The organism is Rubrobacter marinus, assembly GCF_011492965.1.
Taxonomy (GTDB): Bacteria; Actinomycetota; Rubrobacteria; order Rubrobacterales; family Rubrobacteraceae; genus Rubrobacter_F; species Rubrobacter_F marinus.
In genome coordinates this window covers 316085-336301 of record NZ_CP045121.1, presented here as the reverse complement: position 1 = coordinate 336301, position 20217 = coordinate 316085, and the positions used below count along the sequence as shown (strand labels likewise).

The window sequence follows — 20217 nt, the reverse complement described above, 5'->3', positions numbered from 1 at the left end:
GGCGGGAGGGAGCGTGATGGAAGAGACCCACTTCGACGCGATCGTAGTAGGCAGCGGGTTCGGCGGCTCGGTGACGGCCTACCGCCTCGCGGAGGCGGGCCTGAGCGTGTGCCTCCTGGAGCGGGGCAAGGCCTACCCGCCGGGCTCGTTCCCCCGCAGCCCCTACACGATGCGCGAGAACTTCTGGGACCCGAGCGAGGGGCTGCACGGCCTCTACGACTTCTGGTCCTTCCACAGGGTCCACGCCCTCGTCGCCAGCGGGCTCGGCGGCGGCTCGCTCATCTACGCGAACGTCCTCCTGCGCAAGGACGAGAAGTGGTTCGCCAGGGAGGACCTCCGGCGCGGCGGCCTGGAATACTGGCCCGTAACGCGCGACGACCTCGACCCGCACTACGATCAAGTCGAAGGGATGCTGCGCCCCGAGAAGTATCCCTTCGACACGGAGCCCTACAGCGGCACGTCGAAGACCGTAGCCTTCAGGGAGGCGGCGAGGAAAGCCGGGATGGAGCCGTTCTTCCCCAACCTCGCCGTCACCTTCGCCCCCGCCGAGGGCGAGGAGCCGGTGCCGGGAGAGCCGATCCGGGAGGAGCACGGCAACCTCCACGGCCGCACCCGCCAGACCTGCAGGCTCGTCGGCGAGTGCGACTTCGGGTGCAACTACGGGTCCAAGAACACCCTCGACTACAACTACCTCTCCGCGGCCAAGCGCCTCGGCGCGCAGCTCCGGACCGGCTGCGAGGTCGAGGCCTTCGAGCCGCGGAGCGAAGCCGGCGGAGGGTATTCCGTCCGTTACAGGGAACACCCGATCTCGCCCGGCTCCGACGGCTCACCGGGGCCGCGGACCCTCACGGCCGACCGCCTGATCCTCTCGGCCGGCGCTCTGGGATCCACCTATCTGCTCTTGAAGAACCGGAGCGCCTTCCCGCGCGTGAGCAAGACCTTGGGCACGCGCTTCTGCGGCAACGGGGACTACCTCACCCTCGCCGTCGGGGCCACCCGCGAGACCGAGGAGGGACGGGTCCCGCGCGTCATAGATCCCGGCTTCGGGCCCGTCATCACGAGCGCCGTCCGGGGCGCCGACGCGGCCGACGGCGGGGAGGGCCGCGGATTTTATCTGGAGGACGCCGGGTTTCCTCAGCACCTGGCCTGGATGCTGCAGACGATAAACCTCCCGGGGTCGATCTGGCGGCTCGTCAAGCGCCGTTTCATATGGGACTGGTTCGGGGTGAGCGCGGACCCGAACCTCAGCGTCGAGCTCTCCGACGTGCTCGCCAACACCGCGCTCTCGGCCGGGGTGCTGCCGCTCCTCGGCATGGGCCGGGACCTCCCCAACGGGCGCATGACGCTGCGCTCGGGCAGGCTCGACATAAACTGGAAGCACCGCAAGTCCGGCGCGCACTTCGAGCGCGTCAGGGACGCGTCGAGGAGGATCTCCGACGCCCTGGGCGCCCGCTTCGTGCACGACCCCCTGAGGTCTCTGGGCCGCATCGTCACCGACCTGAACCGCCTGATCACCGTCCACCCCCTCGGCGGCTGCCCGATGGGCCGCAATGCGGATGAAGGCGTGGTGGACTCCTCCGGCGAGGTCTTCGGCTACCCGGGCCTCTACGTGGCCGACGGCGCGGTCATGCCCGGGCCGGTCGGCGCCAACCCGAGCCTTACCATCGCCGCCCTCGCGGACCGCTTCGCGGACGGGATGATCGAACGAAAGAACGGTTCGGCCGGATGAGGGCCTATCCATGAGGATCGGACCGCCGGGACGGAGGGGGAACACCATGAGGACGCAAACAGGGCGATGAGGACGTCGATGCGATGGACGCACCTGCCGATGGCGTGGCTTCTCGGCGCCTTCGTCTACACCCCGGCGCGAGAGCGAGGCGTTCGTCCCCTTCGCGCAGGTCGGCCCGATCCCCGCCCTCGTCCTGACCGGTGTGACGATGTGGCAGCAGGCGCGCCCGAGGCGTCAGATCTCCCGCGCCCGCCGGCGGCGCCGGCACGGAACCGCGAACGCTACCGGCTAGTAAAGGACGGTCCGACCACATGACCGGCAACGCGAGAGCCCGCACGGGCGTCCGCTTCACCGAGGAGATGAAGGGTTACGTCTCGTTCGGGGAGGAGGACTACGAACGCGGCGCTCGGGAGGGGCGCGAGGCGGGCACCCGCCTGATGTTCCATCTCACCATCGAGGTCGAGGACCTCGACCGTTTCGCCGCCGACGCCCGCCGCGCGGCGGGCGTGCAGGGGTTCGTCGAATGCGAGGCGCTCGGCGGCCGGCTGCCCGTGGAAGGCGGCGCCTTCAACCTCCTCGTCGACGAGGCCGGCCCGGGCCGGAAGCGGATGCTCTACCGCCTCTTCTTCCGCGACGGCGTCGGCCATCCGCTCACCCTGACCGGCACCAAGTTCGTCGGTGCGGGCTCCGGCATCCGCGTCTGGCGCGACACCACTACCCTGTACACCCGTGTGTCGCGCGGCCACGTGGAGGAGGGCGACGAGCCGGCCGAGACGGTCGCATCGGGCATCCTCCGCTTGAGGGTGCCGGGCTTTCTCAGGCAGCTCGCTACCTTCCGGGCCGGCGGGGACTCGCCGGCGGCACGCGCCGCGGCCATCGGACGGTTCGACGCCCTGTTTCTGGGAGGGCTCTGGCAGGTCTACGGGGACCGCGCGCTGCGCCGGCTCCGAAGGCGCGGGGCATGAGGCCGCGCCCCACCAAGCCGGTGATCCTCGCCGTCTGCGACCGGCCGGAGGACCTGCGCACGATCTCGCGCGAGCTGCACGCCCGCTACGCCGAGGACTACCGCGTCGCGTGCGAGGAGTCGCCGGAGCGGGCGTTGGGGTCCTTGCAGGACCTGAAGGCCGCCGGCGCGCGCGTCGCCCTCGTCCTGGCGGACCAGCTTCTAGACGGGACGGACGGCGTCGGTTTCCTGGCGCGCGTGAAGGGGTAGATCCCACCGCCCGTCGGCTGCTCCTGACCGCGCCGACGGAGAGGAGCACCGGGACCGTACTGCCCCAGGCCATGGCGCTCGGGCGGATCGACCACTTCGAGCCCAGGCCGGGGCCGCCCCCAAACGACGGGTTCCACCGGGCCGTCACGGACCTCCTGGAAGAGTGGAGCTGGCCCCACCGCTCCGAGACGAACCCCGCGGTCCGCATCGTCGGCGAGCGGCGGTCCCCGCGCACCCACGAGCTGAGGGACATCTTCGAACGCTACCTGGTCGCGTCCGCCTTCTACCCCGCCGACTCGAAGGAGGGCGCCGAGATCCTCGGGGGGACGGACCGGACGGCGGTGCGGTGGCCGGTGCTCGCGATGCCCGACGGGCGGGTGCTGCAAGACCCCTCGAACGAGGAGGTCGCCGACGCCTACGCGGGCGCGGACGCCCTCCCCAAAGGGCAAAGCTTCGACCTGGTCGTCGTCGGCGGTGGGCCCGCGGGGCTGGCCGCCGCGGTCTACGGGGCGTCGGAGGGGCTGTCCACCCTCGTCGTGGAGGGCGAGGCCGTGGGCGGCCAGGCCGGGAAGAGCTCCCTGATCCGGAACTACCTCGGCTTCGCGCGGGGGGTCAGCGGCCAGCGGCTGGCCAGGGATGCTTTCCATCAGGCGGCCTCCTTCGGCGCCGGCTTCAAGCTGATGCGCGACGCCGTCGGACTGCGGCGGAAGGGCGAAGAGCTCGCGGTCGCCCTCTCGGACGGGACCGAGGTCTCCGGGCGGGCGGTAGTCGTGGCGACGGGGGCCTCCTACCGGCGCCTGGACGTCCCGGAGCTAGAGGCGCTGAGCGGCGTCGGGGTGTTCTACGGCGCCGCGACGACCGAGGCCGCGGCCATGACGGGCCAGGAGGTGTACGTGGTCGGCGGCGCGAACTCCGCCGGGCAGGCGGCGATACACCTCTCGAAGTACGCCTCGCGCGTCACCCTCCTCGCGCGCGGCGACTCCCTGTCCGCTCGAATGTCCGACTACCTCGTCACGCAGATCGAGGCCTCGGAGAACGTCCGGGTGCGCCTGGGCACCCGCGTCGTGGGCGGCGGGGGCGCGGGACGCCTCGAGCGCCTCGTCCTCCGGGACGCCTCCACCGGACGGACGGAGACCGTCCCGGCCGCGGCCCTCTTCGTCCTTATCGGGGCCCGGCCGCGAACGGGCTGGATGCCGGGGGAGATCGAGCGCGGCGAGGGGGGCTTCGTAGCCACCGGGCAGGACCTGACGCGGGAAGGGACCGCGGAAGGACGGTCGACGCGGCGCCCCTCGCTGCTCATGGAGACCAGCATGCCCGGCGTTTTCGCCGTGGGGGACGTGAGGTATGGTTCGGTGAAGCGGGTGGCCTCGGCCGTCGGAGAGGGGTCCGTCGCCATCCAGCAAGTACACGAGTACCTGAGCCATATCTAGCGCCAGGAGGAGAGGCGAGAGCAGTGGAAGGGAAGCGCGAACCGGGAACCAACGTCGGCGGTTCTCCGGCCCGCGCGACCTTCGGAACGTCGCCATGACCCGGCCTAGCGAGGCCGGGGAAGGAGCAGGCCCTCCCGCCGGCACGAGGACGCTCCGGGACGACACGCTCGTGGTCTTCGTCTCGGACGCCCACATCGGCGGCGACCCGGGCCAGGACTACTTCGAGTCGCCCGAGGAGCTCGCCGCCCTCTTCGGGGAGGTCTCGGGCCACGACGGGCCCGTGGAGCTGGTGCTGGCCGGGGACTTCTTCGACTTCCTGAAGATCGGCGAGGTGCCCGCCGGGGAGAACCGGGCCTCGATGACGATCTCGCGCCCGGAGTACCGGCGGCTCTTCTCCGCGTTGCGGTCCCTCGCGGGCGGCCCGGACCGCCGGGTCCTCTACCTGCCGGGCAACCACGACGCGGAGGTCTGGTGGAACGAGGAGATCCGGTACACGCTGCGCGACGAGGGGCTGGTGGACGAGTTCGCGCTCTCGTACGCCGCCCGGTTCGGGTCGGCCCCGGAAGGGCTGATCTACTGCGAGCACGGCAACCAGTTCGACCCGGCCAACACGATAACGGACTACGAAGATCCCCTCGACACGCCCTTCGGGGACCACATCGTCACCGACGTGGTGCGGCGCATCGCGCCGGCGGGGCGCATAGGCAGGGACCTGGATCTGCGGGACATGGGCATGGTCTACCCGGTGGTGGGCATCCCCGAGTGGGTGGCCGGCCGCGTCTTCTACGACCTCCTGAGCCGGGTGGCGACCTACCTGCTGCTGCCGCTGCTCGTCGGGTACGCGGCTTACAGGATCGTCGCGTACGGGATCGCCGTCTCGTCGAGCGGCTCGCGGGCCGTCTCTTTCTGGGACAGCTACGCCACGCTGCCGGTCGTGCAGGCCGTCTTCGGGGAGGTCGCCTGGGACGGGCTGCTGCTCGTCACCGTGCTCGTCCTCTTCTTCCTCGCGGTCCGGCGGGCGGCGACCCGCACGATCTCCTCCGTGACCTCGCGGTTGCCCGGAGAGGCGAGCAACGCCCCCCGAACGGGCTCGTCCGCCGACGGGATAGAAGCCCTCCTCGGGTCCGACGGCCACCCGCCGCAACGGCGGGACCTCCCGGGCCGGGAGATCGACGTCTTCGTCTCGGGGCACACCCACGCGCCCGCGCTCTCCCGCATCCCGAGGGAGGCCGGGGAGGCCGTGGTCATCAACTCCGGCTGCTGGCTCAGGCAGCTCCGGCCGGTCCCTGCGCGCTTCGGCGGCCCCCCGGTGTACGTGTCGGAGTTCGTGCAGACCCACGCGCGCGTCTACCTGGAAGGCACGGAGATCCGGACGGAGCTCTGGAGACACCCGAAGCCCGCGCCCCGAAGCCTGCGGGCCACCGAGCGGCTGGCGGTCCTGGGACGCCTGCCGGCCCAGCCCGACCCGGGCGCGGAGCCCCGGATCTCGGCGCGCGGGACGCCGTCCAGAGACCGATGAGCTTCTTTGGAGGGTAAGGACGGCCTCGACGGGGAGGCTCATCGCGTGCCCTCCCCCCGCGAAGCCGCGGCGAAGCGGACGCGACGGAGCGTCGAGGCCACGGCGGCCGGATGCCCGCCGCGTCGGGTCTCTCCAGGGTATCCTTCTGGCGCTTCGTCTTCCTGGTCGCCCTCAAGAGACGATCCGCTGGCTTTATTCTCTCGTTTTGTCGACGATGCGACGCAGGGTCTCGACCTCGTCCGCGGTGATCCGGACGCTCTTCCCCCGAGGCGGCGCTTCCTCTTGCCGCGCCTCCCCGGCGTCGAGGCCGACGAGGATGGAGGCGACGGAGGCGATGAGGTAGGAGAAGACGCCGACGGCGTACAGCATCAGGAGAAAGCCCAGGACGCGGCCGGCGGCCGTCACGGGGTAGAGCTCGCTGCCGACGGTGGTGAGGAGAGCGGCCGACCACCACAACGCGTCGCCGAGATCCGTTATCACCGCACCGGGCGCTCCGGCCTCCAGGGCGAACCCGGCCGCGGCCCCGATGAGGACCACGATCACGGAGACGAGGGCGAGCTGTCCGAGCCTGCGGCGTCGGAGGAGGACGAGGGCCGCGCCCGACCCCCGGCCGCCGAAGACCAGGAGCCGGAACACGGGGAAGGCCCGGGTGGCGCGCAGGACGCGGAGCACCCGGAGGAAGCGCAGGAAGGGCACCAGCAGGACCAGCAGGTCCAGAGGATGGTGTTTGAGGTACGCACGCTTGTTGGGCGCCAGCACGAACTTCGCGACGAACTCGGCGAAGAAGAGCCCCCACAAGACCCATCCCAGGACCATCAGGCGGCCGCTCCAGGGCCCGGACGGCTCACCGCCCAGCTCGATCACGGCTATCAAGATCAGCAGCACGGAGGCCAGGGCTAGCGGCAGGTCCAGGTACCGGTCCAGACGCCGTCGAAGGTCTTCCCGGAGGTCCGGATCGTCCCGCAGCCTTCGCTTCTCGTCGCTCGGTGGCTTCACCAGAACCGCCAGTTACGCTCGACATACACGGACGCCCCGGACCTTACCAGAACGCACCGGGAGGGAGCGCGCCGTAGGGGACCTCCCCAAGGGCGAGACCTGCGAGAGGTAGGAGCGTCGAGAGAACCATGCATCGCCGGTTCGTCGGCGGTACGCCCGTCTTGGCGTCGGGGTTTGCCTACGCCACGGCCGTCCTTACGTCCGTTATCTCCAAGGTCTGCCCGTTCCTCGCCGTCTCCGCTTCCGCGAAGACGCGACCGGCCAGGTCTCTGCCCCTGACGTCCCGACCAGGTGGTTGAGCCCGCGCCCCTGCCTCTTTCCTCTCATCCCACCGTACCTACCGAACGGCTTTGCCCGCTCAGCGCTCCCTGGCCGCACGCACGGCCTCGGCGAACCGCCGCGCCGTCTCGACTACCTCGCCGCGGTCTCGCCCCCCCAGCGACGACGGGACCAGGGCTCCTCCGGCGCCGACCGCGAGGGCACCGGCCGCGAACCAGTCGGCGATGTTGTCCAAGGAGACGCCGCCCGTGGGTATGAAGGGCACGTCGGGGAAGGGGCCGCGCAGGGCCTTGAGGTGGGACGGACCGCCCAGGGAGCCCGGGAAGAGCTTCAACGCCTGCGCGCCCAGCCTGCGGGCGATCATTACCTCAGAGGGTGTGAGGGCGCCCGGCAGCACCAGGAGACCGGTGTCCAGCATGGCGGGCAGAAGCTCCGGGTCCGAGCCCGGGCTGACGAGGAAGGTCGCCCCGGCCCTCGCCGACTCCTCCGCCTGTCCGCGGGTGATCACGGTCCCGGCGCCGAGGAGGATGTCGTCTCCGTACTTCTCGTTCAGGTCCCGTATGACCAGCGGGGCATCGGGGGTGGTGAAGGTGATCTCGATGCCCAGGACGCCGCCCTCGACGAGGGCGTCGACCACCTCCAGCGCGGCCTCCCGCGACTCCCCCCGAACCACGGCCACGAGCCCCAGGTCCCCGGTCCTCTTCAGGATCGAATCTCGCTCCATGCTCCCGTCTCCCTCCCTAGCGCTCGACGCCCGGACGACCGCGCATGAGCGCCAGGGCTTCTTCGGTCGTGGGGAGCCCCTTGAGGTCCCCCGGCACGGTGACCGCGCACGCGCCGCAGGCGTTGGCCATGTCCAGGCACTCCTCCGCGTTCCAACCCCTCAGCCGCCCGGAGAGAAACCCCGCGACGAACGCGTCGCCCGCCCCCACGGTATCCACCACCTCCACCGGGTAGGACGCCTTCTCGAAGACGCCTCCCTCCTCCACGGCGAAGGCGCCCGCCGCCCCGTGGACGACCACGGTCCCGGCCCTTGTGCCCGGCATGGCCTCCTGGATGGAGGCCGGATCGCTCCCCCCGAACAGGAGCTCGGCCTCTTCGTCCGAGAGGAAGACGAGGTCGGCGCGGGCGGCGAGGGGACCCAGGACCATGCGCGGGTCGCGCCCCTCGAACAGCTTCCACCGCACGTTGACGTCGAAGGAGACGGCGACGCCCCGCTCGTTGGCCGCGGAGAGGAGGCGCTCGACCAGGTCGTGGCAGCCCTCCGAGAGGGCGGGCGTGATGCCGGTGAGGTGCAGGATCTCGCCGGAGAGCAGGTGCTCCAGGTCCAGGTCCTCGAAACGCATCCGGCTCGCCGCCGAGCCCGCCCGGTAGTAATAGACGCGCAGCTGGCCGAGGGCCCTCCACTCCTTGAAGTAGAGGCCGGTCGGGGCCTCGGTGTCCATGGCCGCCCCGGAGACGTCCACCCCTTCTCCCCGCGCGAAGGTCAGGATCTCCTTCCCGAACTCGTCGTCGCCGAGCCGCCCCGCCCACCCGACCCGGTGCCCGAGCCTCGAGAGGCCCACCGCCACGTTGAGCTCGGCCCCGCCCAGGTTCTTCTCGAACCCGCCGACGTGCCTGAGGTGCCCCCTGGAGACGGGGTCCATCACCACCAGAGCCTCGCCCAGGGTCGTCAGTTGCAAAGTGCTCATCTTCCCCAACCTCCCCGCGACGGGAGCGTCGCTGCTCCGGTGGCCATCGACCCGCCGCGCGGGTTGCGGCCATCCGTCGGCATCCCTCGTATTACGTCTCCTCGAGCTTGCGCAGGATCGCCCGGGCGGGGGCGCCGTCGCCGTTTGCGACCTTGAGCGGCAGGCAGACCAGCTCGTACCCGCCCGGCTCTACCCCGGAGAGTTCGAGGCCCTCGATGACCCAGATCCCGGCGCCGAGGAGCGCTTCGTGCGTCTCTACGCCGTCTTCGTGGAACCCCCCGACCGAGAGGTAGTCTACGCCGACGGTCCTGACCTCGCGCTCCGCGAGGTACAGGGCCGCCCCTTCCGAGACGTACACGAAGTCCTCCATGAAGTCCTCGGTCCACCAGCGCCGGGCCGAGTTTCGCGTCCTGAACAGGACGCGCTCGCCGCGGCCGATACCGTGCGGTTCGATCTCCTCGCGCTTGACGGAGACGGGGTCCTCGATACCGATCACCCGCGCCGTCCCAACCGTGGCGTCGAGGGGCATCAGGTCCAGCCCATCGCCGCCGCGCACGAAGTGGAGCGGCGCGTCCATGTGCGTGCCCGTGTGCGACCCGAACGAGAGCCGGGAGACGTTGGCGACGTCCCCGCGTTCCATGTCGAGCGTCCGTTCGATCTCGACCGGCGGGTTATCCGGCCAGCGGACCATCCCGCTGCGCAGCGGGACGGAGACGTCGATCCAGCCTTCTCCAACCGGCTTTCGGGAGCCGCTATCGTCCACGAGGGACCTCCTCTTCCAAGACCGGCCGGCACCGGACGCGACGCGGTCTGCTCACGCCCTTCGGCAGACGTCCGTCGCGCGCAGGGGCGGCTCCGGCAACCTTCGCCACACCATGTTCAAGCGTTGGGGCCCTCTTCGTGCGGAGCGCGAGCCGCGCGTCTCTGGGACGGCGTCAGCGGGCCCACGGGGTCGGCTCCTCGCGGCCCGCGCCGCTCCTGGACGGCTCCGGCTCGGCCGGCGCCTCGGCGGGGCCGTTCGAGCCGGCGGGGTATTCGAGGAGCGGCACCAGCCCCTTCTCCCACGCGTCCAGGATCGGCTCGCTCACGCGCCACGCCTCTTCCGCCTCGTCGGCCCGCACGAAGAGGGTGGTGTTGCCTTCGAGCAGGTCGAGGAAGAGGGCCTCGTAGGCGGCGAAAAACTCCTGAGGGTCGAGGGCGGCGCCGAGCTCTATCTGTTCCAGGTCGAAGGGGTCGTAGGGTCCGTTGACGTTCAGGTTCAAAGTCACCCTGTTCGGCTCCAGCCCGACGCGGAGCACGTTGGGCCGGGGGTCGTCGGCGCGCTGGAACGCAAGGTGGGGCACCGGCTTGAAGTGGACGGCGATCTCGCCGCGAAAACCGCTCAGGGCCTTGCCCGCGCGCAGCACGAACGGCACCCCCGCCCAGCGCAGGTTCTCTATGGAGAGCGTGACCTCGGCGAAGGTCTCGGTCCCGCGGTCCGGGTCCACCCCCTCCTCGTCGGCGTACGCCGGGATGCTCCTCTCCCCGATCTTGCCGGCGGAATAGCGGGCGCGCACGGTTTGAAGGCGCGCCTCCTCGGGGGAGAGGCGCCGGATGGCCCGCAGGAGGTCCACCTTGCGGTCGCGCAGGTTGCGCCGGTGGAGGGCGGTCGGGGCCTCCATAGCGGTCAGGCACAGAAGCTGGAGGAGGTGGTTCTGGATCAGGTCCTTGAACGCCCCGGCGTGGTCGAAGTAGCCGGCCCTCCCCTCCAGCGCCAGGGTCTCCTCCCAGACGATCTCGACGCGATCTATAAAGTTGCGGTCCCAGAGCGGCTCGAAGATCCCGTTCGCGAAGCGCAGCCCCATGATCGTGGGGAACGGCTGCCAGGCGAGGAAGTGGTCCACGCGGAAAATGGCCGACTCGGGGAGAAACTCGTGCAGCAGCCGGTTGAGATTCTGGGCCGACTCCAGGTCCACCCCGAAGGGCTTCTCGACGGCGACGCGGCTCCCCTCCGGAAGGTCGGCCGCCTTCAACGCCTCGATCGTCGGGGCGAAGACCGCCGGCGGCAGGGCCAGGTAGGCCAGGATCGGCCCCGTCAGCGGCCCGAGGGCGGAGATGACGCTCTCGGCGTCGGTCACGTCGGCCCGGCGGTACTCCACGACCTCAAGGGCCATCTTCTCGCGGACGCTCGCCGACACGCCGCCCGCGTGGCGCTCCAGGTTGTCCAGCACCAGGCGGCGGAAGCCCGCCTCGTCGTCCTCCCACCCCCTGCGGTCCACCCCGGTGATCCTGATCCCGCCCGGCAGCTTGCCGGCCTCGTAGAGTTTGGCCAGGGCGGGCATCAGGTACCGCCCCGTCAGGTCCCCGGTGGCCCCGAAGATCACTATGCGCTCTACCACGGATACTCCTCCTTCGCGCCGAAGATAATCCATACGGTCCGCCCCCCACGCATCTCAGAGGACGAAGGTGTGGCTCTCGCCGGCCTCTATCTCCTCGACGGTCCCGTTGACGCCGACCTTGACGGGTTGGTTGAGGCCGTCGGCCTGCGCGGCGACCCTCAGCTCGCCCCCTTCGAGCGTCACCTCCAGCGGCGTCCCGCGGAAGCGCATGGGGAACGACAGCCCGTCCAGGTTCCCCACGGGCTTCGGGTCGAAGTAGAGCGTCCCGTCGCGGATCTCGGTGCCCAGGTAGCCGCGCTGGATGAGGTCCAGCGTCCCCGCCATCACCCCCATGTGGATGCCCTCCTGGGTGGTGCCGCCCTGCACGTCGCCGACGTCGCTCTCCAAAGCCACCATGTACCGGGTCCACGAGCTCTCGGGGTGGATGCCGGCGAGGATGCCGGCGTGGGCGATAAAGCTCAGGGTGGAGCCGTGGGAGGTCCGGCCGTCGTAGTAGTCGACGTTCTTGCGCACCATCTCGGGCTCGTAGTCGTAGCCGAGCCGTTCGAAGAGCCGCCGCAGGACGTCGGACGGGAACAGGAAGAAGAGCAGCACGGCGTCGGCCTGCTTGGTCAGCTTGTACTTGTCCGGGTCGTCCCCCTCGGCCTTCAGGATGCGGTCGAGCCGCTGGATGTTGCCGTACTTCTCCCGATAGGATTCCCAGTCCAGTTCTTCGAGGTCCTCGTAGCCCTCGAACTGGCTGACGATCCCGTCGCCGTGGAACGGGACGAACATCTTGCGGCTCATCTCCTCCAGGGTTCCCACCTCGTCGTCGGTCAGGCCGATCCTGGCGCTCAGCGCCTTCCGGTGGCGCTCGGTGAGGAGATCCAGCACCTCCAGGGAGATCTCGGAGAGCCAAGCGACCATCACGTTGGTGTAGGCGTTGTTCCTGAGCCCCTCCTCGTCCGAGCCCGGGTACTTCTCGTGGAACTCGTCCGGGCCCATGACGCCGTGGATCTCGTAGCGGTCTCGCTCGGGGTTGTAGTGGGCGATGCTCGCCCAGAAGCGGGCGATGTCGAGCATCATCTCGGCGCCGTAGTCGAGCAGGAACTCGAAATCGCCCGTCGCCTCGTAGTAGCGCCAGATGTTGTAGAAGATGTCCGCGCTGACGTGGCGCTGGTTGTGGGAGAGGTCCGGCTCCCACCTCCCCGACTTGGGGTTCAGGTGTACGGTCTGGGTCTCCTCCTGCCCGTCGGAGCCGCTCTGCCAGGGGTACATCGCCCCCTCGTAACCGGCCTCCTTCGCCGCCGCCCGGGCCTCGTTTAGCCTGCGGTAGCGGTACATCAGGAGGCCGCGCGTGATCTCGGGCAGCCGGAAGTTCAGGAACGGGTAGATGAAGAGCTCGTCCCAGAAGATGTGGCCGCGGTAGGCCTCGCCGTTGAGCCCCCGGGCCGGGACGCCGGCGTCGAGGTCGGCCGTGTGGGGCGAGCAGACCTGGAGGACGTGGGAGATGTGCAGGCGCAGCAGGAGCTGCACCCGGTCGTCCCGGGGGACGAGCACGTCGCACACGTCCCACAACTCGTCCCACGCCCGGGCGTGGCGCTCGAAGGCCTCCTCGTACGTCCCGTAGCGGCCGACGGCCTTGCCGGCGTTGGTCAGCGGCTCGTTTATGGCGCTGTCTCGCGACGTGTAGAAAGAGACCATCTTCTCGATCCGCGCGGGCCTCCCCTCCTCGACCTCGAAGGAGAGCACCTGGTGGATGTAGTCCTGCATCTGGTAGAGGCCGCGGCGTACGTCGAGCACCCCGCCGTCCTCGCCGTAGACGCGGGTGCGGGCCGCCTCGGCGACGTAGATCCGCGACTGGCGGGTCCGTGCCTCGAGGGCGATGATCTCGGGACCGAACGTCCTGGGGGAGACGGGGTCGAGGTGGCGACCCTCGAGCCTGCTGTAGCGGGCGACGCCCCCGTTCGTGACCCGCCCGTCCAGCGAGGAGATCACCTCGACCCTGCCCGACCAGTTCTCCGGCGTGACGGTCCACTGCATCGCCGCCTGGTGCATGTCGGCCATGCTGACGAAGCGGCGCGTCTCCAGCGTCGTCTCGCGGCCCGCCCGGTCGCGGAACCTCGAGACGCGCCGGAGCGCCGCGTTTCGGACGTCGTACTCGTGGCGGTAGGAGAGGAGCTCGACGTTGCTCATGTCGACGGCCTCCTCCCCCTCTATTCTGAGCTCGAGCAAGAGCCAGTTCGGGAGGTTTACCAGGTCCTCGTTGAGGACCGGCACCCCGTTCATGATGGTGGTCTCCCGGTTGAACCCGCCGTGGGTGTAGGTGCCCGGGTAGCTCACCCCGTCGGCCTCGGCCCACGCCAGGGTACCCCGCGTGCAGAAGTAGCCGTTGCCGGTGGAGGTCAGGGCCTCGCGCAGCCCCTCCTGCTCGGGCTCGAAGGAGTCGTAGGCGAGGGTCCAGTTCGGCCCCGTGGTTCCTGCTCTCTCTTCCAGCATCGTTTGCTCCTTAGGCGTCTCGTGGTGACCGGTCGAACTCAGCGCGCGAGCGTGTCCAGGAACCGCTCCACTTCCCCCATCGTGTTGAGGACGTAGTCGGCGGAGGTGGTCCTCCCGGCCACCTCCGGGTCGTCGGCGCGGCCGACGAATACGCCGATGCCCTTCGGCGACGCCCCCGCGAGCGCCTCGAAGGCGTGCTCGTCGGTGATGTCGTCGCCGAGGTAGATCGGCACGACGTCATCGCTGTCGAGCTCCAAAGCGTGCAGCAGGTAGAGGACGGCCTTCCCCTTGTCCCAATCTATCTTCGGCTGGATCTCGTAGACCATCTTGCCGGGCGTCACCTTCAACTCGTCCGGGTGCTCGGAGAGGACCGCCTCGACGACCGCCGCGACCTTCGGCCTCTCCTCCTCGGAGACGAGCCGGTAGTGGGCGGCGACCGAGGTCTGTTTCGGCTCGATGAGCGCGCCTTCGATCGACCCGATCTCCCGGCGCAGCCTCTCCTTCACCCCGTCGAGCAGGTCTCTGGACCCCGCGCCCTCCTCGCGCTGGATCTCGCCGCCCGAGGGGCTCCAGATGTCGAAGCCGTGGCTGCCCGCGACGATGAGGTCGTCCACGCCCATAAGCTCCTGCACGACCTGCCTGTCTCGCCCGCTCACCACGCACACCGGGCACCGGCCGGCCAGACCACGCACGGCGTCTCGCATGCTCTCCGAGATGATCGCGTCCTCCGGCCTGTCCACGATCGGGGTCAGCGTCCCGTCGTAGTCGAGGAACACGGCCGGCCGCTTCCCCGCGAGGCGCCGGGCCAACTCCTCGCCGTCGTGGAGCGCGTGCGGCAGGTCGCCGATGTTTCTGGCCACGAACTCCCCCTCTCTCATGTCACGCGCTTGGAGGGACCGAGCACGTACTCCCCGTCCTCGCCCCGGGCGAGCGCGGCGGCGCCGAGCACGCCGGATTCCGGGCCGAGGCTCGCCTCCTGTATCTGGACCAGATCCCGCGACGGGGAGCGGGCCCTGAGTTGCACCTCCTTGCGCGCGGGACCAAGAACGAACTCCCCCGCCCGGGAGGCGCCGCCGCCGACGGCGATCACCTCCGGGTTGAAGACGTTCACGAACCCCGCCAGGCCGATCCCCAGCCACATGCCGGTCTCCTGCAGCACTTGCAAGGCGGCCTCGTCGCCCTCCTGGGCGAGCCTCGTCACGTCCTCCCCGAGCACGCGCCTCTGGATGGCGAGCCGCCCCAGCGCGGAGTTCGGCAGCTCGCTGGCGACCTCGCGGGCGCGGCGCTCGATGGCCGTGCCCGAGGCGAGGGCCTCGAGACAGCCGTGGTTGCCGCAGCCGCAACGCGGCCCCGCGGGGTCTATGGTCACGTGCCCCAACTCCCCGCCGGACCCCTGGGAGCCCCTCAGCAGGACCCCGTGGGTGATGACCCCGCCGCCGACCCCGGTGCCGAGGGTGATAAAGACGAGATGATCGACGTCCTTGCCGGCGCCGAACCGGAACTCCCCCCAGGCGGCCGCGTTCGCGTCGTTCTCCACGGTCACCGACAGGCCCGTTCTCCGCCCCATCTCCTCGTCGAGACGGATGTCTTCTATCTCGTGGAGGTTGGGCGAGAAGACGACCTTGTTCTCTGCGGCCAGGATAAGACCCGGAACGGCCAGGCACACCCCGCCCACCGCGTAGCCGTCCTTGACCTCCGTGACCGCCCTGGCTATCGTCTCCACCAACCGGTTCGGCGGGACCGCCTGCGTCGGATACCTGACCTCGTTCAGGATCTCGCCCTCCGAGGAAACCACCGCGGCGGCTATCTTGGTCCCGCCGACGTCCACCCCAATGGCGTTCATCCTCTACCTCCTCGTCCTTCTATACGGACGGGCGCCAGCGAGGCTCCGTCACCGCACGCTCGCCCGCTCCAGGCGCCCCTCGGCGAGCGCGCCGACGGAGACGTCGTCGAGGCTCGTCACCACCAGGTCCGCGCCCGCCTCGGCCAGCGCCTCCTCGTCGTCGGCGCGCGCGACGCCGAGGGCGGTCATCTCGCCGGCCTTCGCCGCCTGCACCCCGTTGACGGCGTCCTCGACCACGAAGCACTCCCCGGGCGCGAGGCTCAGCTCCCCGGCGGCGGTCAGAAAGATCTCCGGGTGCGGCTTGCCTTGAGCGAAGTCGCGCCCGCTCACGTCGCCGTCGAGGATGTCGAGCAGCGTGTAACCGGGGCGCAGAAAATCGTAGCCGAGGCCCTCCTTCTCGGCGAAAGCATCCAGGCGGACGAGCCTGAGGAAGGCGCCGGCGTTCTTGGACGAGGAGGCGGCGGCGATCAGGATGCCCGCCGCCTTGACCTCGAGCACGAAGCGCAGGGCGTCGGGATACTCCTCGAAGTCGGCGGCCTCGATAAGCTCGACAATCATCTCCTGCTTGCGGTTGCCGTACTCCAGGGCCCGCCGCTCGGCGTCGGGGACGCCGAAGTACTCCAGCGCCGCCTGCGCCCCCTTGAAGCGCGGCTTGCCGCTCATCTCCCTCTGGTAGACCTGCGGGGTGAACGCCTCCGGCGACCAGGAGGTCTGCTCCCTTATGTCGCTCCAGTCGCCCTCCATGAGCTGCCTCAGGCCCTCGCGCCACGCCTTCTCGTGCGGCGAGTCGACCAACACCCCGTCGACGTCGAAGATAGCTCCGGTAAATGCCACGCTGGATCCCCCCTTCTAGCGCACGCGGCTCGAGGCCACCTGCGTACCGCGGAAGCTCGCCTCTATCTCCTCGAGGGTGCGGTTCTTCGTCTCGGGCACGCGGAAGTAGATAAAGACCCACGCCACGATGCCGAGCACGGCGAACACCCAGAACAAGGTCGCGCCGCCCAGAGCCGCCAGCAAGACCGGGAACGACAGGGCGACGATAAAGTTCGAGCCCCAGTTGGCGATGGAGGCCGCGCTCATGGCGGTGCCCCGGATCCTCAAGGGGTAGATCTCGGAGATCATCAGCCAGAAAACCGGCCCGAGGCTGATCGCGAACGACGCGATGTAGAGCGCCAGGCAGACCGTCGCCAGGATGCCCAGGCCGGTGCTCACCGACTCGCCGCCCACGGTGAAGACTATGGCGAGCAGGGCGAGGCTGATGGTCATGCCGACGAGGCCGATGAGGAGCAGCGGCCTGCGTCCGACGCGGTCAATGATGCGGACGGCGAGGATGGTGAACCCGACGTTGACCAGCCCCACGCCCAGAGCGTTCGCGACGAGCGCGCCCTGCACGGAGAAGCCCACGCTCTCCAGGATCGTGGGGGCGTAGTAGATGACGGTGTTGATGCCGGTGACCTGCTGGAAGATCGCGAGCCCGATGCCTATGACGAGCGCGGGCCGCACGTAGGGGGCCAGGAGCTCCCCGTACCCCGCCTGCGACTGCTGGAGCTCCTGCTCCTTTATCTGCTGCATGTCCTGGATCTCCCGCTCTATCTCCGCTTCGCTACGGGAGCGGCTGAGCACGGAGCGGGCCTGATCCGTCCGCCCCTGCTCGAAGAGCCAGCGCGGGCTCTCGGGCAACCTGAGCATGCCGAAGAACAGGACGAGAGCCGGGATCAGGGCGACGCCGAACATCCAGCGCCAGCCCTCGACCGGAGCGAAGATCACGCCGACGATGTAGGAGACGAGGATGCCGACGGTGATCAGAAGCTGGTTGAGCGAGACGAGCCCGCCCCGCCTGTCGGCCGGAGCTATCTCCGCTATGTAGAGCGGCACGATCATCGACGCGAGACCGACCCCTAAACCGAGCACGAAGCGGCCCAAGATAATGACGGCGACGCTCGGCGCAAGAGCAACGACCAACGCCCCCACCCCGAAGATGACGGCGGCGATGAGCGCGGTCGACCTGCGCCCGATCCTGTCGGAGAGCGGCCCCCCCGAGAGCGCGCCGACCATCGCGCCTACGAGCAGGAAGCTAACGACGACGCCCTGCGTGAAGGCGGAGATACCGAAGTCGTCCCTGATGAACGGCAAGGCGCCCGATATCACGCCCGTGTCGTAGCCGAACAGCAACCCGCCCGTCGCCGTAATCGCCGCCGCGACGTTGACGAACCTGCGCCTCTCGGCGCTCCCAGAACTGGTACTTCCCGCAGCCACCTTTCCTCCTTCCCCTCGCGTCTCGACCGACGCGAATGCTTCAACCCCTCGTAATGTTACCTTGATTGCATTGGCCGGCAAAGGTACTCAGCGACAGAACCCTCCACGCGTGCCCGGAAGAAGGCTCCCTCCCCCTCACTCCGGAGCACTACCCCGGCCGTACAACGAAGGCAACGTCTCAGCCGGCGGCCTATCTCCTCACCTCCGACTCTAGCTCCACCTCCGACGCCCCTTCCAACGCGGCCTCGAACGCTACCTCTTCAAACAGCACGTCCTCCTCCCCCGTGCGCAAGCCAAGCTCGGTCTATTACCACCTTCCACCTGGTCCTTCGCCTTACAACCTCTCCCCGTGTTTGGTCTGATGTACTGGTTATCAGTTCACTGGACCATCTGCGAAGCACTCTAACAGCGTTTGTTGCTATCGTGCAAGACTCGAAAGGCCTCTGTTCGACGAGGGTCGGGACGGTCGTTGCCTTGCTGACGTGCTAGATCGTCGACGCAGCCAACGCGACCATCTCGAAGGGGTCAGCGGCAGATACCGCTGCGCGGGGGCGACTGCGCCGATCGTTTCGCCTCGTGTCGTGCCTGACGCCGACCCGGAGGCGACCCGTTCTTCGACGGTACGCCTCGAATCGAGCGCGTTCCTCCCGGATAACGAGGAACGAGGAGCTCTACGGCGGCGGGGAGCCGTTGCCGTTCTCGCCCGTGGGGTCGAGCAGCTTCAGCACGTCCCTCTCGGCCTGGCGCAGGTGGGCGAGCATGTGTCGGCGGGCGGCGTCGGCGTTGCGTTCGCGAAGGGCCGCGTACAGTTGGCGGTGAAACTCCAGCGAGGTGGTGTTCATGTCGGGGTCCTCGAGCACGATCTCGAAGTACCTGGTGTAGATGTCGCGGATCAGGTTGATCAATTGAGCCAGCACGGGGTTGGCCGCGGCTTCGGCGACCAGCACGTGGAACTCGAGGTCCAATTCCAGGTAGTTTCTGGGCCTCTCCAGAGAAGCGGCCATGCCATCGAGAAGCTCCCCCAGACGCTCGAGTTGCTCCTCGGTCGCATGCTGCGCCGCCAGGTGGGCCGACTCGGATTCCAGGACACGCCTCACGTGCATGATGTTGCGGACGTCTCTGTCGGGGAGCTCGATGATCGTCTGAACGGGGAGCAGGTGCTCGAAGACCTCCCCCAGCGAGAGGGAGCGCACCACAGTCCCCGTCCCCTGGCGGATCTCCAGTATGCCCAGCTTCTCCAGGAACCGTAGTCCCTCGCGCACCGAGGTCCTGCCGACCCCAATTGCTCCGCGAGCTCCCTCTCGGTCGGGAGACGATCCCGGCACGGTACCGGCCTTCCCGTATCTGGGAGATGACCCTGTCCGTAACGGCGTCGGCCAGGGAGGTTCTCTCGATCTTATCCAACCTGACCCACTCCTCGCCCGACGAACCCGCCATCAGATGCAACAAGCTGTTAAGCAGATTACTCGTAGTATACGGGTTCCGTTCTCGGCCGGGGTCCCCCACGCGGAGATCCGCCACCGGTGAGGATTTCGGAGATGGAGACGTAAGGTTGCAGCGGTTGCCTAACACGGCGCGGGCACGGTAAGCCGCCAAGCTACAGTTCTGCGGCGTCGTACGCTTCCCGGTAGCGCTGGAGAACGACGCTCGCGGAGATGTCGAGATCGACCCGGAGCCAAGGGGCCGTCTTCGGACGAGCAGTGCATCCTGAAGATGGCATCGTTCGTACCGCTCCCCTTAAGGAATTTCTGGTCAGGCTCCTCTAATGCTCCCTTCGGAGACCTTCGCGAACGTGTCGAGGAAAGCACGGAGCACCGGGGACCCGTCGTCCCGCCGCCGGGCCAGAGACAGGTCGATCGCCGGTGTCCGTTTCCGTACCCTCCTGTATGCCACGGGGATGCAAACGATACCCCCGCCGGGATTCACCATCGCCGGGTCAGGTAGTAGACGAACGCCACCAGCCCCAGGACCATGAAGACCGCAAAGAACGCCAGCAGCACGAAGGGCACTATCGGTCACCTCACTGTCGTATTCCTCTCCCTACCGCAATCCTAAAGGATTTACCGGGTAGCCGGGACCGGGGAGGTATTCCCGGCGCCCCGCGCGGGCGCTACCACGAAGATCCGCTAAGGCCGCTTCTGCTCGCTCGACCTGCGCACGTCGTCGACCGTGATCTTGCCGTCCCTACCGGTCCCTTCGACCTCGAAGAGATCTACGCCGAGCTCCTTGGCCCTGCGCCGGGCCGCCGAGGTAGCCGTCACACGCCTCCTGCCCCGAGGCTCTCCCGCCCGCGGGACCTCGGCGGGAGGCTCTGCCGTCGGCTCCGTCTCCGGCGGTGCCGGCGCCACGTCGCCGACGATCTGCTCCTCCGGGACCGGCGGCGGTGGCAGCTCGTCGAGGATGTT

17 protein-coding genes are annotated in these 20217 nt (G+C 69.2%); 5 read left to right on the top strand and 12 right to left on the bottom strand.

Features of this window, described 5'->3' with window-relative positions; all coding sequences use genetic code 11:
- Positions 1 to 16 precede the first annotated feature (16 nt).
- From GBA65_RS01790 to GBA65_RS01775, 5 genes are all read left to right on the top strand, one after another.
- Positions 17 to 1729 carry a GMC oxidoreductase gene (locus GBA65_RS01790; protein ID WP_166398283.1) on the top strand — a complete coding sequence of 571 codons (1713 nt, stop codon included), beginning with the start codon at positions 17 to 19 and terminating at the stop codon, positions 1727 to 1729.
- Positions 1730 to 2040: 311 nt separating this feature from the next.
- Positions 2041 to 2694: a hypothetical protein gene (locus tag GBA65_RS01785; protein ID WP_166395117.1), complete on the top strand. Its 654-nt coding sequence runs from the start codon at positions 2041 to 2043 to the stop codon at positions 2692 to 2694.
- Complete coding sequence (locus GBA65_RS22645; protein ID WP_207956062.1) at positions 2691 to 2942, top strand: response regulator; 252 nt, start codon at positions 2691 to 2693, stop codon at positions 2940 to 2942. The genes GBA65_RS01785 and GBA65_RS22645 overlap by 4 nt, the downstream gene beginning before the upstream one ends.
- Before the next feature lie 71 nt (positions 2943 to 3013).
- Positions 3014 to 4372, top strand: coding sequence for an NAD(P)/FAD-dependent oxidoreductase (locus tag GBA65_RS01780; protein WP_207956061.1), 1359 nt, complete (start codon positions 3014 to 3016; stop codon positions 4370 to 4372).
- Positions 4373 to 4466: 94 nt separating this feature from the next.
- A complete protein-coding gene (locus GBA65_RS01775) occupies positions 4467 to 5891 on the top strand; it encodes a metallophosphoesterase (RefSeq protein ID WP_166395116.1) in 1425 nt (474 codons plus the stop codon).
- 192 nt (positions 5892 to 6083) lie between these two features.
- Here GBA65_RS01775 and GBA65_RS01770 read toward each other — a convergent pair whose 3' ends face one another.
- The 12 genes from GBA65_RS01770 to GBA65_RS22640 form a co-directional block, all read right to left on the bottom strand.
- The gene (locus GBA65_RS01770) at positions 6084 to 6887 is read right to left on the bottom strand and encodes a potassium channel family protein (RefSeq protein ID WP_166395115.1); all 804 of its coding nucleotides are present in this window, start codon (positions 6885 to 6887) and stop codon (positions 6084 to 6086) included.
- Positions 6888 to 7245: 358 nt separating this feature from the next.
- Positions 7246 to 7890: a bifunctional 4-hydroxy-2-oxoglutarate aldolase/2-dehydro-3-deoxy-phosphogluconate aldolase gene (locus tag GBA65_RS01765; protein ID WP_166395114.1), complete on the bottom strand. Its 645-nt coding sequence runs from the start codon at positions 7888 to 7890 to the stop codon at positions 7246 to 7248.
- A gap of 16 nt (positions 7891 to 7906) precedes the next feature.
- The gene (locus GBA65_RS01760; protein WP_207956060.1) at positions 7907 to 8857 is read right to left on the bottom strand and encodes a sugar kinase; all 951 of its coding nucleotides are present in this window, start codon (positions 8855 to 8857) and stop codon (positions 7907 to 7909) included.
- 91 nt (positions 8858 to 8948) lie between these two features.
- Positions 8949 to 9620, bottom strand: a complete 672-nt coding sequence (locus GBA65_RS01755) for a cyclase family protein (protein ID WP_207956059.1) — start codon at positions 9618 to 9620, stop codon at positions 8949 to 8951.
- Positions 9621 to 9792: 172 nt separating this feature from the next.
- On the bottom strand, positions 9793 to 11235 hold the full coding sequence (locus tag GBA65_RS01750; RefSeq protein WP_207956058.1) for a glucose-6-phosphate dehydrogenase: 1443 nt from the start codon (positions 11233 to 11235) through the stop codon (positions 9793 to 9795).
- 54 nt (positions 11236 to 11289) lie between these two features.
- Positions 11290 to 13713, bottom strand: a complete 2424-nt coding sequence (locus GBA65_RS01745; RefSeq protein ID WP_166395112.1) for a glycoside hydrolase family 65 protein — start codon at positions 13711 to 13713, stop codon at positions 11290 to 11292.
- A 38-nt stretch (positions 13714 to 13751) separates the two neighbouring features.
- On the bottom strand, positions 13752 to 14573 hold the full coding sequence (gene otsB, locus GBA65_RS01740; RefSeq protein ID WP_207956057.1) for a trehalose-phosphatase: 822 nt from the start codon (positions 14571 to 14573) through the stop codon (positions 13752 to 13754).
- A 14-nt stretch (positions 14574 to 14587) separates the two neighbouring features.
- Positions 14588 to 15556: an ROK family protein gene (locus GBA65_RS01735; protein WP_166395110.1), complete on the bottom strand. Its 969-nt coding sequence runs from the start codon at positions 15554 to 15556 to the stop codon at positions 14588 to 14590.
- Between the two features lie 48 nt (positions 15557 to 15604).
- The gene (locus GBA65_RS01730) at positions 15605 to 16390 is read right to left on the bottom strand and encodes an HAD family hydrolase (protein WP_166395109.1); all 786 of its coding nucleotides are present in this window, start codon (positions 16388 to 16390) and stop codon (positions 15605 to 15607) included.
- A 15-nt stretch (positions 16391 to 16405) separates the two neighbouring features.
- Positions 16406 to 17812: a sugar porter family MFS transporter gene (locus GBA65_RS01725; RefSeq protein WP_166395108.1), complete on the bottom strand. Its 1407-nt coding sequence runs from the start codon at positions 17810 to 17812 to the stop codon at positions 16406 to 16408.
- Positions 17813 to 18483: 671 nt separating this feature from the next.
- Positions 18484 to 19074, bottom strand: coding sequence for a FadR/GntR family transcriptional regulator (locus GBA65_RS01720; RefSeq protein ID WP_166395107.1), 591 nt, complete (start codon positions 19072 to 19074; stop codon positions 18484 to 18486).
- Between the two features lie 864 nt (positions 19075 to 19938).
- Positions 19939 to 20073 carry an E3 binding domain-containing protein gene (locus GBA65_RS22640; RefSeq protein WP_207956056.1) on the bottom strand — a complete coding sequence of 45 codons (135 nt, stop codon included), beginning with the start codon at positions 20071 to 20073 and terminating at the stop codon, positions 19939 to 19941.
- Positions 20074 to 20217: the final 144 nt, after the last annotated feature.

Coding starts and splice junctions, on each gene's coding strand:
- GBA65_RS01790 (WP_166398283.1), top strand. CDS start 17: ATGGAAGAGACCCACTTCGACGCGATCGTAGTAGGCAGCGGGTTCGGC.
- GBA65_RS01735 (WP_166395110.1), bottom strand. CDS start 15,556: ATGAACGCCATTGGGGTGGACGTCGGCGGGACCAAGATAGCCGCCGCG.
- GBA65_RS01775 (WP_166395116.1), top strand. CDS start 4,467: ATGACCCGGCCTAGCGAGGCCGGGGAAGGAGCAGGCCCTCCCGCCGGC.
- GBA65_RS01745 (WP_166395112.1), bottom strand. CDS start 13,713: ATGCTGGAAGAGAGAGCAGGAACCACGGGGCCGAACTGGACCCTCGCC.
- GBA65_RS22645 (WP_207956062.1), top strand. CDS start 2,691: ATGAGGCCGCGCCCCACCAAGCCGGTGATCCTCGCCGTCTGCGACCGG.
- GBA65_RS01780 (WP_207956061.1), top strand. CDS start 3,014: ATGGCGCTCGGGCGGATCGACCACTTCGAGCCCAGGCCGGGGCCGCCC.
- GBA65_RS01765 (WP_166395114.1), bottom strand. CDS start 7,890: ATGGAGCGAGATTCGATCCTGAAGAGGACCGGGGACCTGGGGCTCGTG.
- GBA65_RS01785 (WP_166395117.1), top strand. CDS start 2,041: ATGACCGGCAACGCGAGAGCCCGCACGGGCGTCCGCTTCACCGAGGAG.
- GBA65_RS01760 (WP_207956060.1), bottom strand. CDS start 8,857: ATGAGCACTTTGCAACTGACGACCCTGGGCGAGGCTCTGGTGGTGATG.